We start from the raw sequence: 12,613 nt of genomic DNA, 5'->3' as shown, positions 1-12,613 counted from the left end.
TGAACAACTGTTGCCATGTTTATTGTTCATTCTGACAGTGTTTTTAAAGTCGATCCCAATACTCCGCCTGACTATAATCGGGGTAATCCGTTGTTGAAGTTGCTGAATTTTCTCGAACGCGCCCAACTAGCCGCTGAACGTGAATTTTATTTAACAGGGGAGTTCCAGTATTTATTTCCCTATGAGTCTCTGGTTTTATATGGCCCCCAGGGGAATGATGCTAATATTCTTGACCCGACTGTGCAAGATAATAAAACAGATTTCCAAAAGCAAAATGTCAAGGATTTTGTTAGTACCGATACCTTTTTAATTCGGGGTTTGGTAACTGTGGGAGATTGGACAGGGCCGTTTTTGCGAGTTTCTTATCGTGGCGGCCCTGACACTAAGCTATCCATTGCTGCTAACCATAAATTGGGGGAAAAGATTAAACTCTGGATTAAAGTCGCAGGTGTGGCAACTCCAGCGTTGATTTTAGTGCCGTATAATCCCTTAAGCGATCGCTATGAAGTTGAGTTTTGGGGTTATCCAGGCAACGATCTGCGAGATCAGCTAGACGACAAAGGACGCAATGCTCTAGATCGTGGTGAACTCCAGGTAAGAAATGATTTAGTACATGGCAGCATAGCAGACTTCAACCGGGAAGCATTGAGCGATCGCTATATACTAGATGTCGCCCCCACAAACACCATGCATCCTATATTACCTCTGCATGTAGAGCTTGCTTGGGCAGACTTTAGCGAGAAAATTTGGGATTCCCAGAATGGGGAAAACTACCAGTACGAATTCAATATGATTGTCCGGGGATGGGATCATTTTTTAGGAACAGGTATCAGTTCTAACCCTCACGGCGGTATTGGCTTTTTGGAGTATCGTAATTTAATGTCTAATTATGGACGCTACTCTAGTAAACCCGAATTGGGTCGCCAATTAAACTCATGGAACTTCAACGCCTTTGGTAGCAAAAATCATGGTAACGGTTTTGAACGATTCTTTGCCGTAGATTACATGGATTTGCACGTCCTCAATGCTAGTTGTGGGATTGGTTTACATCGCCATCGTGATAACCAGGAAGTTTTTCTGATGATGGATGGCCAAGGCTTTATGGTAGTAGGTGATTGGTGCAAAATGCCAGAGCGAGAACGCTGCTTTGAAATCCGTACACTACAAGCCGGACACTTTGCCATGCTCAAAGGTGGTAATCTTCATGCCTTAATGAATGCTACCGATGAACAAGTTTCTCTGTTTATGTTTGGGGGATATGATTAATGCAACTTTGATAACATTATGGACTTCCAACAAATAAATTATCTCACCCCCATTTCTCACAAGCTTGAGGGGCAGAGGGGCGGAGAGGCAGAGGGGCGGAGGGGAAAGAACTTGGTATTTGAACTCTCCTCTGCTCCCCTGCTCCCCTGCACAAGGTTTTGAGAGATGTGGTGAAAAATCCGGGCTAATCTTGTGGGGTATTTTTTTATTTGGAAGTCCCTAACGAAAACAGAATTAGATTTTTTGCCGGCATTCCCAGTTATTCAGAATATTTTAAATATTCTCAGCAACTACGGAATAATCTTAAGAGTGACAAGTAATACCTAGTCTATTTGAGATTTAATCTGACCAGAATTAAACACCACAAGCAATGTGGAGATTTTTGTATAGTAGCGCAGATAATTAATGATTACTCTGCGTTATTTTACGTTAAAAAACAGTACAAGCCCTGTACGCTGGAAATTTTACCCACTAAGGTGCGACAGTTAAGCTAATGCGCGTCTAAATTGCATATTTTTCGTTAAGACTGTCATTTGTCATTGGTTCTTCACAAAGGACAACTGACTAATCACAAAAGGCAAATTTCACGAATAAATAAGCAATTAAAATGTGTCACAGCCTAGCAATAATTGCAGTTTGCTCCAGAAGCTTAGTATGACAAAGGCATTCCCAAGCATAGCAAGGCGCTTGAAAAATATAGGAATCAAGTTGTTGAACATGGGAACCTTCCTAATAACCCGTTTTATCGAAAACTGGAAACGCTACTTCTTGGGTGACACTGTTGATGTCAGCCCTTCCCCCTCACCCTCCTTTGATGTGCGTCCTTCCTTAGCGGGCCCAGTCCTGAGTTTGGGAGGGGGTGGCCCCGATGTCGATGATGCTATCCAGTGGATGATTAACCAAGTTAGGGGAGGTAGTAACTCCGATACCAAGGTTAATGTTGTAGTTCTCCGCACGAATGGTAATCACGATTACAATCGGCTAGTTTATGCCATGAAGGGTGTAAACTTTGTGGAAACTCTTCTGATTCGCAATAGAGAAGAAGCAAACAAAGCCGAGATTTTTGAAAAAATCAAAAAAGCTGATGTAGTTTTCTTTGCTGGCGGCGATCAATGTCAATACATCCGCAACTGGAAAGATACCAAGCTTGAAGCTGCTGTTAAGTCAGTTTATCTTAAGGGAGGTGGTGTTGGTGGCACTAGTGCGGGGGCAATGATCCAAAGTGATTGTGTCTATGATGCTTGTGCTTCTTCTGAAAAAGGCATTGAAACTAGAGACGCACTTGAAGATCCTTACCGGGACATTACTTTTACTTACAACTTTTTCAATTGGAGTAATTTAAAAGGAACTATCGTAGATACACACTTCGATAGGCGGGAAAGAATGGGTCGAATTATGGCTTTCATTGCCCGTCAAATTAAGGATGGTATATCTAGCAGTGTTTTAGGCATAGCGGTTAGTGAAAGTACATCGGTTCTTGTGGATAAAAACGGCTTGGTGAAAGTTATGGGTAGGGGTGCGGCATACTTTGTACTTGGCAATCATACGCCAGAAGTATGCGAACCCCGAACGCCTTTGACCTTTTCCAATTACAAAATTTGGAGAGTTCGCAGTGGCGATACCTTTAACTTAAGAAACAGACCAACCTCTGGCTACTATCTCAGAAGTGTTAAAAGGGGACGGATTGATTCAAATCCTTATTAAGTGGGGCATGGGGAATGGGGAATTGGGAGTTAAAACTTGAAGGTTGAGCCTCAGAAGCTCAACGTCCACCTTCAGAAGCTCAACGTCCACCTTCAGAAGCTCAACGTCCACCCTCAGAAGCTCAACGTCCACCCTCAGAAGCTCAACGTCCACCTTCAGAAGCTCAACTTCCACCTTCAGAGGCTCAACGTCCAAGTTTTAACTCACCTTCCCTCCTACCCAATAGACCTCTTGCACAAATACAAAACTACCCTCAACCCCCAACCCCTTCTCGCAAGGATGGGAGAAAGGGAGGCAATTTAAAAGTCCCTCTCCCATCCTTGGGAGAGGGATTTAGGGTGAGGGCAATTGATTCATGCAAGAGGTCTAATGCCCAATTCTTAATTCCCAATTCCCAATTACCCTACCAGGGAACCACACCATTCTCATCAAAAAACCCTCCGCTAGAACCATCATCAGGTAGAGTAGCAAGTCTCACTGCTGCGATCGCTCCCTGCTCAATACTGCGATATCCTTGGTATTGATTAATGTCAGTTGCTGTGAAACCAGGATCAGCAGCATTGACTTTAATCGGGGTATCTTTAAGTTCAGCAGCCAACAGAACTGTGATCGCATTCACTGCTGTCTTTGATGAGTTATAAGCAAGATACTTAGAATCAGCGAACTCACTATTTGGATCAGAGTTTTGAGTCAGAGAACCTAAACCACTTGATAAATTCACTATTCGCCCTGCTGTTGACTTCTTCAAAAGTGGCAGCAGGGCTTTTGTAACTGCAAACACTCCAAATACATTGGTTTCATAGGTTTGTCGCAGTGTTTCAATGTCAACTTGACTGGGTGGAAGGCGATCGCCTTCAGCTAGTATCCCAGCATTGTTTACCAGAATGTCAAGTTTTCCAAATTCGCTCTCGATTTTTTGAGCCGTAGAGTCGATTGTTTTTTGAGCGATGACATCAAGTTGAACCGCTTGAGCATCAATCTCATTTAAACGAAGTTTATTCGCCGCTTCTTCACCACGTCCAATATCTCTTGAAGCAATAAGAACAGTAGCACCTCTAGAACCAAGTTGGCGGGCAATCTCATATCCGATACCTTTATTTGCACCTGTGATTAGCGCAACTTTGCCTTTTAAATCTTGTGACATCTTAGCCTCTCTATTTTGATAAACACTGATAATTTTTACTATTTTTGAGCAAGTCTAGTGTATATGTAGTGTGTATCAACACAACATTTAGGATTTAGTATAGTAATCCTACAGAAGTAGTGATTGGCTGTCGTGTTTCCACTAGTAGGGATTCACACTTCCGATAGCGGTTGAGAAAATATTTGCGGCTTACACTAGCAATTGACTCAAAAATCATTAAAGAAGGTAGATATGCAAACCAAACAGCTTGGTAATTCTGAACTTCACATTACCCCAATCGGCTTTGGAGCCTGGGCGATTGGTGGAGGTGGGTGGGCTTTTGGTTGGGGAGCGCAGGACGATCAAGAATCTATTGAAGCAATCAATCGCGCTCTCGATCTTGGCGTTAACTGGATTGACACCGCAGCTATCTATGGTTTGGGACATTCTGAGGAGGTTGTTGCTAAGGCGCTCAAAGGTCGATCTAGTCGCCCCTACATTTTCACTAAATGCTCAATGATTTGGGATGAAAAGGGCGAAATTGGTCGCAGTCTGAAGGCGGATTCTGTGCGGCGGGAGGTTGAAGCTAGTTTGCGCCGACTTGACATTGAAACTATTGATCTCTACCAAATCCACTGGCCTAACCCAGAATCAGAAATTGAAGAAGGCTGGACAACTCTCGCCAAGCTCAAAGATGAAGGTAAGGTTCGCTATATCGGCGTTTCAAACTTCAATGTTGAACAGTTGAAACGTATCCAGGAGATTGCACCAGTTACCTCATTGCAACCGCCTTATTCACTGGTTAAGCCTGATGTCGAAAAGGAAATTCTGCCTTTTTGTAAGGAAAATAACATCGGTGTAATTGTATATTCACCGATGCAATCTGGCTTGCTGACAGGAAAGATGACATCTGAGCGGATTGCAAATTTCCCAGATGATGATTGGCGCAAAGAAAGTAGTGAATTTCAAGAACCACGTCTATCTCGTAACCTGAAGCTAGTGGAGGTGTTGCAGCAAATTGGTAAGCAATACGATCGCTCCCCTGGTGAAGTTGCGATCGCTTGGACTTTAAATAATCCGGCGGTGACGGCTGCGATCGTTGGCGCACGCAATCCCAAGCAGGTGGAAGGAATCATCGCTGCTGGGGAATTTCGCCTCAATCAGCAGGAACTAGAGCAGATTGGGGCTTTCCTTGGCGAGAATCCATAAAAGAGGTTTTGCGTAAACTTTGAATAGTAGCGATCGCATGTTTCGCTACAATATCAATCTCCTCTTGGGTATTAAACCGGCCAATACCAAACCGCACTGAGGCATAAGCTAGCTGTTGGGAACTTCCCAGCGCTGTCAGAACGCTCGAAGGGGCAGTATTTGCCGAGGAGCAAGCAGAACCAGAAGAAACCGCCATTACTGGCTGCAATCCTAGCAAAAGTGCGGCTCCATCCACCCCCTCAACACTGATATTCAAGTTTCCCGCCAATCGCTGTTGAGGGTGTCCGTTGAGATGAATTCCTTCAAGTTGGGAAAGCTGTTCCCACAAACTTAGCCTTAACTGGTTGAGGCGTTGGGTTTCTGTTGCTTGTTCTGCCAAAGCGATTTCTACAGCTTTCCCAAAGCCAACAATTTGCGGTGTATACAATGTACCAGAACGCATCCCCCGCTCATGTCCGCCGCCGTGCAGCTGGGGAGATAATTGCACTCTGCGATCGCGTCTACGGACGTATAACGCCCCAATACCCTTTGGCCCAAATACTTTGTGTGCGGTTAGCGACATCAAATCAATTTTCATCGCTCGCACATCTAGGGGAATTTTACCAATAGCTTGGGCTGCATCGGTGTGGAAAATAATGTTGTAAGCATGGCATAGTTCCCCAATTTCAGCTATTGGCTGTAACACCCCAATTTCGTTATTTGCAGCCATCACCGATACCAAGATCGTCTCAGGACGGAAAGCTTTGTGTAACTCAGTTAAATCAATCAATCCATCTTTTTTAACTGGGAGAATAGTAATTTCAAAACCGAGAGTTTTTAAATAATTATAAGGGTCAATAACTGCATTATGTTCAGTGGCGACAGTAATAATATGCTGACCTTTTTTAAAATAAGCTTCAGCAACACCTTTAATAGCTAAATTATTAGCTTCTGTTGCCCCACTTGTAAAAACAATTTCTTCAGGAGTAGCATTAATTGCTGCTGCTAAAATCTCTCGCGTTTGTTTGACAGCAGCTTCTGCTTCCCAACCATAAACATGACCAATACTAGATGGGTTGCCAAACTTTTCTGTGAAGTAGGGGATCATTGCAGCTAATACCCGTTCGTCTACGGGTGTAGTAGCGTGACAATCAAGGTATATCGGACGATTGGACATAATTATTAACTCAAACTTTTACTCAAATTTTTTAATCCACTTAGAACCTGATACAGTTCGCTTTCTCGTTTCAAAAGTGTAAATTGATCAGAAATAGCATACTTTGGCTGATTTTGTTTGGCAAGCTTGAGGAAAATAAAATCACTGCCATTTGTTACTAATCCAAAAGTAGGTTTGTCTTCACTAGGATCGGCCAACATATAAACCAGTGCTTGGGGTATGGCTTCTAAAAGAGAAAAGCTAGACCTTTTAGACTCAATTACTAACAACCATAATTTTTATTGAATAACTAAAATATCAATTCTACCTCTAATAACTTCTTCTTCATCTTCCTCTGAGATTTCTATTGATTGCTCACCTCTTATATAAAAAGGCTCATCATAAAATCCAGCTAAATTGAGTAAAGGAGATAAAACTACCAATTTCACTGTTTCTTCTGACAAAGGAGGACGCTTGACTAAACGGAGAAAATGAAGTTTTACTCTGTCTAAATTCTTGCTTTTCTAAATCTGTAATTTCCGGTAAATTCTCAAACCATTCGATAAAGAACGCCTCCTCTTCGGCTAACTGTAGACCAAATCTTTCTTCCAGATAAGCAAGCCCGACATTTTGTGCTTGGATAAATTGAACCATAATTTCTTGAAAAGATTTAGAATCATTCTTATAAGAGCTCCTAGTATGGATAATAATTCTATTTACGTGGCTGCTAATTCCTGTAATTTAGTTAAAACTGCTTGAGCATGACCTTTGGCTTTTACATTCGGCCAAGCATAGGCAATCATTTTATCAGGTGAAATAAGAAATGTTGACCGAGCAACACCCATATATTCTTTGCCCATAAATTTTTTTAAGCGCCAAGCGCCGTAGGCTTCTGTCAAAATATGTTCTGGGTCACTCAGCAGGGTGATTAACAAGTTATGTTTGCTGATAAATTTACAATGGGACTTACCCGAATCTGGACTTACTCCTAAGATTTTTGCTCCAAGTGTGCTGAAGTCTTGATACAACTCGGTGAAATCTGTCGCTTCGGTGGTACAGCCTGGTGTGTCATCTTTGGGGTAGAAGTAGACGACAACCCACTGACTGCTGAGGTCTTCGAGAGTGACTGCATTGCCATTTTGGTCAGGAGTGGAGAAATCTGGCGCTGGTTGTCCGACTTGGGGAATGTTGCTCATGATGGGGTGTGAGAGGTAGCCTAAGCGTAGCTCGTCGTAGATATCGCTTTAGAATTGTACATATATTGGGCTATGCTTTCTAAACAAAAAACACCCAGAAAATAACCTTCTTCGAGTCATTAAATCCGAAAAATTTGTGGATGAAGACGGTAAAACATTTTACTGCATCCATAGCTAAGAGGATGTCTGAAAGTATAGCAAGGGACTGGGGACTGGGTGAAAAGTCTTCTTGTGTCTAAGTTTCATCATCTGTTGATGTCCTAACCACCAAGGCTTGTGCTATATCAAATATTCGTTGATCCCCCCTAACTCCCCTTAAAAAGGGGGGAATAAGAGTCTTAAAGTCCCCCTTTTGAAGGGGGATTTAGGGGGATCTCCAACTGTTAGGTGTATACAAAAAAACTTTTCAGACATCCTCTAATGACAAGCCATAACTTCTGGAATTTTTAAACATCCTCTAAGAATTACGAATTGCGTTGGCGACACGAGAAGGCGAGTCCGCGATCGCTTTTAGCGTCTTGTAAAGAGCGTCATTACCAATTATTTTTGGATGTGACGAATGACCTCAGCAACTGACCACGCTTGAGCGATCGCACCTCTGGGTGTATGAGGTGAGTCACCATCAAAAATCTCAGAAATAGAACCCAGACAAGCGTTAGATAGGAAGTGATCTAGTAAGGGTTGCCAATCAAAAGGCAACGATTGTTGTGGATAAAAACGTTGCCAAGCCCGAATGTATGACCCAATTAGCCAAGTCCAAACAGTGCCTTGATGATAGGCGCGATCGCGTTGCTCTTGATTACCCTCATATCTCCCTTTGTATTCAGGATCTCCTGGATCGAGACTGCGGAGACCATAAGGAGTCAGCAAGCTGGCAGTTACCAAATCTAGTACTTGACACCCTTGTTGTTCAGAAAATCCACAATGGTGCAGCGACAGCGCTAAAACCGCGTTGGGACGAATTTGAAAATTCCGGCGATCGTCTGGCTCAATAGTATCGTACAAATAACCTAGCTGAGGATTCCAGAACTTTTGCAGCGAGGTTTTAACCTTTTGTGCTTGTAAAGCATAGCGCTGTGCTTGCTTCTTGAGACGCGCTGGATTGCCAAATTTTAGCTGGCTCAAGTGGCTCAAGCGTTCTGCCCATTGACTCAGCCAACATAACGCGGAATACCACAGCGCATTGATTTCCACTGGTTTACCGTGACGGGGAGTGACAGGGTGGGCCCCAATTACCACATCCATCCAGGTGAGGGCTACACCACGAGCATCCCAACTAATTAATCCATCAATAGCATCAACCTGAATATTGTAGTATGTACCACCAACAAAGGCTTTGTGGATTTGTTGAACTATGGGAAATTGCTCTGCCAAAAACTCCCAGTCTTGGGTAGCTTCTAAATAAAGCCCTAAAGTTTCAATCCACCATAGCGCCGCATCAATGCTGTTATAAAGTGGTTCACCATCATCATCAGGAAATGCATTAGGCATCAAACCGTGGCGACAGTAATGCCCGAAAGTCCGTAATACTCTTTTTGCCAGGTCAAAACGTTGTGGAACTAGTGCCAACCCAGGTAAGGCAATTAATATGTCGCGTCCTCGCTCATTAAACCAGTGATAACCAGCAATGATTGTGGGGTCTGCTATTGAGCCTCGATAGACAATAAAGCGATCGCTTGCTTTGAGTAATTTTTGCCAGAGTGGGGATTGGGAGTTTAGTAACTCTTGCCTAGTCCCTTCTTCACTCCATCCAAAAATCTTGGAGAGCCGCTCTTGCTCTACCTCCACGGCTTCTGTAAAGGTTTCAGAGGTGAGAACACCTGCCATTGAGTCGGGAAAACCTACTCGTGCTTCTAGTGTTACCACATCTCCTGGTTGCAGTGTGACTATTAAGTAACCAGGACTGTAGAGGTCTTCTTTGTCACCTAATCCCCGTTTTGTCTCTTCAGACAATCCATAATTCCAATACCAAACTGCATCTGGTTGATATTTTCCTTGTGTCCAGCGCAAGTGCCAAGGTATACCGAAATTCCCAGATTTTTTTGCTTGCAGACAGACTTGCTGTTGCCCAAGTAATTCTGAGAACTGTAATCCTGAACTAGCAGTTTGCTGGTGGTGAAAATCACGTTCTGCTATCAGCAGTCGCAGCCGTAAAATTGCTGTATCACTTCCGTCATAGCGATATTGGATCAAAATTCGATGGCAAAATTGGGCATTCGGCATGGGGATTGGGGACTGGGTAATGGGTACTGGGTATTGGGAAGTATTCTTTCCTATTTCCATTTCCTCGTTCTTCGCTCCTAATCCCCAGTCCCCAGTCCCCACTAATCCATAAGGCATCACCAATTGTCTGGTTAACTGCCAGTTATTTTGACCCCAAGTCCATTTTGGAACTGGGTTAATATCAAAACACCGCAACAGTTGGTAGCCTGTCAGTTCAATCCGATCGTTGCCCCAAACATTTGTCCCTAACGCCACAACGCTCCCCGATACTTCTAAGCTAGCGTCTAAGTGCGAAAGCAGCAGATTTCGCCCAGAAGGCGGGTTTGTAGCGGTAAACAGCCAGCCGTGATAAGTGCGCGTGCGGACATCAGAAACTGTACCACTGGCAAAACTTCCTAAGCCATTGGTAAGCAACCATTCTCTTGTATCTAAATCAAGCATTTGCTACTCAAAATCGTTATGAGTATGATATAGTCGTAACAGATCGTAATTAAACTGTAAGAGCGTGGATGGGCGAGTTTTACTTGACCCAAATTCCAACGCTATTAAACCGATAAAGGAGAATTAGGTTAATGTCCCTTACTTACGGAACCGAAGGAAGCCTCCGCGTTGGCCAACAAGCTCCCGATTTCACAGCAACGGCTGTGGTAGATCAGGAATTTAAGACAATCAAACTTTCCGATTATCGTGGTAAGTATGTCGTCCTGTTTTTCTACCCACTAGACTTTACCTTTGTTTGTCCTACTGAAATCACAGCATTTAGCGATCGCTACGAAGAATTCAAGAAAATCAATACTGAAGTCCTTGGGGCTTCTGTTGACAGTGAATTCTCCCACCTCGCTTGGATTCAAACAGATCGTAAGTCTGGTGGTGTCGGCGACCTGAATTATCCTCTAGTCTCAGACATTAAGAAAGAGATTAGCGCCGCTTACAACGTTCTTGACCCAGCAGCCGGTATTGCCTTGCGTGGTCTGTTCATCATCGATAAAGATGGTATCATACAGCACGCTACCATCAACAACCTAGCTTTTGGTCGCAGCGTTGATGAAACCCTGCGGACATTACAAGCAATTCAGTATGTTCAGTCTCACCCCGATGAAGTTTGCCCAGCTGGTTGGCAACCTGGTGACAAGACAATGAATCCCGATCCAGTGAAGTCTAAAGTATACTTCTCTGCTGTCTAAATTTCGCTAGCGAGCAAACTCTAATTCAAGTTGTTGGAGTTGACAGCAAAATCAATGAAAACCACAGATAAACAGAGATACACATAAAACAGTGTCAACCTCCGGATCTATCTGTGGTTTTTCCATAAAATAGTATAGTAATCCGATTTGATTCCTGTTCGCGTAGCGTGGCGTAGCCATAATTATCTGCGTAGTAGGGAACAGGGAACTCTTAACAGAAAAGAAGGGTATAGATGTGTACTGAATCTTGTTCAAAAATAAAATATGAGTCCTATATTTAAATAATTAAGGTTAAAAAGATGCTGACTTCAACTGATTTTAGTGGCTTATTAAATGAACGCTTCTTCCGCAATTTTTTACCAGTTCCAGCTACAAATAAGCTTAGGTTGGGAGTAGGAACGCCTGATTTTCAACTTCCAGATATTACCAACGGGGCTTTAGTAAAATTGTCTGATTATAAAGGCAAGCAACCAGTTTTACTTACGTTTACTCGCATCTTTACTGAAAAACAATATTGTCCATTTTGTTTTCCTCATATCAAAGCCTTGAATGAGAACTACGAGCAATTTAAAAATCGTGGTATAGAAGTTTTAATGATTACTAGCACCGATGAACGGCAGAGTCAAATTGTTGTGAGAAATTTAAGCTTAAAAATGCCGTTATTGAGCGATCCTAGTTGTCGAGTATTTCGTGCCTATCAAGTAGGGCAAGCACTTGGAGCGCCTTTACCAGCCCAGTTTGTATTAGATAAAGAAGGAAAACTCAGCTACTGGCATTTATTTTCTTTTCTGGATCGCAATGCTAGTGTTGAGACTTTATTAGAACAATTCAATTGAGTATAAGGTGTAAAATTGGCAATGCCCACCCTACTGATAAAACTGTGAGGTTTTATGGCGCTGACTCTTTATCACTCACCGATTTCTCCTAACTCTCGCCGCGTCTGGATTACTCTGCTGGAAAAAGGACTTGAATTTGAATTAGTAGACATAAAACTGGATGGAGAGCAATTTAAACCAGATTTTTTGGCAATTAGCCCCTTCCACCACATTCCAGCTTTGGTGGATGACGGCTTTAATGTAGTGGAATCTTTAGCAATTCTGGACTACTTAGAGGCAAAATACCCCACGCCTGCGATGTTGCCTAAAGATGCCAAGGATTTAGCGATCGCGCGGATGGTACAACTGCTAACTGTGAATGAGCTTTTGCCAGCAACCACCACGTTTTTACCTCAGTTTCTCGGCTTACCTGGAGGAGATCCAGAAAAACTCAAGAATGCAGAGCAAAAAATTGCCACAGTGCTGAAGTTTTTTGAAAATTTACTTGACGATCGCCCTTACTTTGCTAGTCACAACCTCACTCTTGCCGAAGTTGTGGCTGGAACTGTAGTAACTGTGCTGCCAAGTATAGGAATTTCTTTAAGCGATTATCCAAAACTCAATGCTTGGCACGATCGCTTAATTGCACGTCCATCGTGGCAAGCTACCGAGCCTACACCAGAGACAATGGAAGCGTTTAAGTCTGTCATTGTAGCGAGAAATACGCGGCATCAGACCTAATCAATGTAGAAACGGTA

11 protein-coding genes and 1 pseudogene are annotated in these 12,613 nt (G+C 43.0%); 6 read left to right on the top strand and 6 right to left on the bottom strand.

Going from position 1 to position 12,613, the window contains the following annotated elements; translation table 11 throughout:
* Window positions 1-15 precede the first annotated feature (15 nt).
* The gene (locus V7K42_RS09960) at window positions 16-1,266 is read left to right on the top strand and encodes a cupin domain-containing protein (RefSeq protein WP_334915736.1); all 1,251 of its coding nucleotides are present in this window, start codon (window positions 16-18) and stop codon (window positions 1,264-1,266) included.
* Window positions 1,267-1,920: 654 nt separating this feature from the next.
* On the top strand, window positions 1,921-2,970 hold the full coding sequence (locus V7K42_RS09955; protein ID WP_334915734.1) for a cyanophycinase: 1,050 nt from the start codon (window positions 1,921-1,923) through the stop codon (window positions 2,968-2,970).
* Here the strand turns inward: V7K42_RS09955 and V7K42_RS09950 are convergent.
* Complete coding sequence (locus V7K42_RS09950; RefSeq protein ID WP_334915733.1) at window positions 2,956-3,165, bottom strand: hypothetical protein; 210 nt, start codon at window positions 3,163-3,165, stop codon at window positions 2,956-2,958. The two genes, V7K42_RS09955 and V7K42_RS09950, sit on opposite strands and share 15 nt — an antisense overlap.
* Before the next feature lie 208 nt (window positions 3,166-3,373).
* Window positions 3,374-4,114 carry an SDR family oxidoreductase gene (locus V7K42_RS09945; RefSeq protein WP_334915731.1) on the bottom strand — a complete coding sequence of 247 codons (741 nt, stop codon included), beginning with the start codon at window positions 4,112-4,114 and terminating at the stop codon, window positions 3,374-3,376.
* Window positions 4,115-4,345: 231 nt separating this feature from the next.
* Here V7K42_RS09945 and V7K42_RS09940 point away from each other — a divergent pair, with 231 nt between their 5' ends.
* Window positions 4,346-5,302 (top strand): aldo/keto reductase, encoded by a 957-nt coding sequence (locus V7K42_RS09940; protein WP_334915729.1) that lies wholly within the window; start codon window positions 4,346-4,348, stop codon window positions 5,300-5,302.
* On the opposite strand, the gene V7K42_RS09935 is transcribed toward V7K42_RS09940, so the two are convergent.
* The 4 genes and pseudogenes from V7K42_RS09935 to V7K42_RS09920 all read right to left on the bottom strand — a co-directional run bounded on the left by V7K42_RS09935 (window position 5,250) and on the right by V7K42_RS09920 (window position 10,297).
* Window positions 5,250-6,458 carry a cysteine desulfurase family protein gene (locus V7K42_RS09935; protein WP_334915727.1) on the bottom strand — a complete coding sequence of 403 codons (1,209 nt, stop codon included), beginning with the start codon at window positions 6,456-6,458 and terminating at the stop codon, window positions 5,250-5,252. The two genes, V7K42_RS09940 and V7K42_RS09935, sit on opposite strands and share 53 nt — an antisense overlap.
* 5 nt (window positions 6,459-6,463) lie before the next feature.
* Window positions 6,464-7,091 (bottom strand): annotated as a pseudogene (locus V7K42_RS09930) (type I restriction endonuclease).
* A 62-nt stretch (window positions 7,092-7,153) separates the two neighbouring features.
* Window positions 7,154-7,633, bottom strand: coding sequence for a thioredoxin-dependent thiol peroxidase (gene bcp, locus V7K42_RS09925; protein ID WP_334915725.1), 480 nt, complete (start codon window positions 7,631-7,633; stop codon window positions 7,154-7,156).
* A 540-nt stretch (window positions 7,634-8,173) separates the two neighbouring features.
* Window positions 8,174-10,297, bottom strand: coding sequence for an amylo-alpha-1,6-glucosidase (locus V7K42_RS09920; protein WP_334915723.1), 2,124 nt, complete (start codon window positions 10,295-10,297; stop codon window positions 8,174-8,176).
* A 131-nt stretch (window positions 10,298-10,428) separates the two neighbouring features.
* On the opposite strand from V7K42_RS09920, the gene V7K42_RS09915 reads away from it, so the two are divergent.
* The 3 genes from V7K42_RS09915 (at window position 10,429) to V7K42_RS09905 (ending at window position 12,596) form a co-directional block, all read left to right on the top strand.
* Entirely contained in the window at window positions 10,429-11,040 is a 612-nt protein-coding gene (locus V7K42_RS09915; RefSeq protein WP_069068387.1) for a peroxiredoxin, read from the top strand.
* Window positions 11,041-11,339: 299 nt separating this feature from the next.
* On the top strand, window positions 11,340-11,876 hold the full coding sequence (locus V7K42_RS09910) for a peroxiredoxin family protein (protein WP_334915721.1): 537 nt from the start codon (window positions 11,340-11,342) through the stop codon (window positions 11,874-11,876).
* A 54-nt stretch (window positions 11,877-11,930) separates the two neighbouring features.
* The gene (locus V7K42_RS09905) at window positions 11,931-12,596 is read left to right on the top strand and encodes a glutathione S-transferase family protein (RefSeq protein ID WP_334915719.1); all 666 of its coding nucleotides are present in this window, start codon (window positions 11,931-11,933) and stop codon (window positions 12,594-12,596) included.
* The last annotated feature ends 17 nt before the right edge of the window (window positions 12,597-12,613 follow it).

It is taken from the genome of Nostoc sp. (assembly GCF_036917455.1).
GTDB lineage: Bacteria > Cyanobacteriota > Cyanobacteriia > Cyanobacteriales > Nostocaceae > Nostoc.
This window is presented reverse-complemented; position numbering and strand designations above follow the sequence as displayed.

What these genes read in the sequence shown, in the direction of transcription:
- V7K42_RS09960 (WP_334915736.1), top strand. Translation starts at nt 16, where the DNA reads ATGTTTATTGTTCATTCTGACAGTGTTTTTAAAGTCGATCCCAATACT.
- V7K42_RS09955 (WP_334915734.1), top strand. Translation starts at nt 1,921, where the DNA reads ATGACAAAGGCATTCCCAAGCATAGCAAGGCGCTTGAAAAATATAGGA.
- V7K42_RS09945 (WP_334915731.1), bottom strand. Translation starts at nt 4,114, where the DNA reads ATGTCACAAGATTTAAAAGGCAAAGTTGCGCTAATCACAGGTGCAAAT.
- V7K42_RS09940 (WP_334915729.1), top strand. Translation starts at nt 4,346, where the DNA reads ATGCAAACCAAACAGCTTGGTAATTCTGAACTTCACATTACCCCAATC.
- V7K42_RS09935 (WP_334915727.1), bottom strand. Translation starts at nt 6,458, where the DNA reads ATGTCCAATCGTCCGATATACCTTGATTGTCACGCTACTACACCCGTA.
- bcp (WP_334915725.1), bottom strand. Translation starts at nt 7,633, where the DNA reads ATGAGCAACATTCCCCAAGTCGGACAACCAGCGCCAGATTTCTCCACT.
- V7K42_RS09920 (WP_334915723.1), bottom strand. Translation starts at nt 10,297, where the DNA reads ATGCTTGATTTAGATACAAGAGAATGGTTGCTTACCAATGGCTTAGGA.
- V7K42_RS09915 (WP_069068387.1), top strand. Translation starts at nt 10,429, where the DNA reads ATGTCCCTTACTTACGGAACCGAAGGAAGCCTCCGCGTTGGCCAACAA.
- V7K42_RS09910 (WP_334915721.1), top strand. Translation starts at nt 11,340, where the DNA reads ATGCTGACTTCAACTGATTTTAGTGGCTTATTAAATGAACGCTTCTTC.
- V7K42_RS09905 (WP_334915719.1), top strand. Translation starts at nt 11,931, where the DNA reads ATGGCGCTGACTCTTTATCACTCACCGATTTCTCCTAACTCTCGCCGC.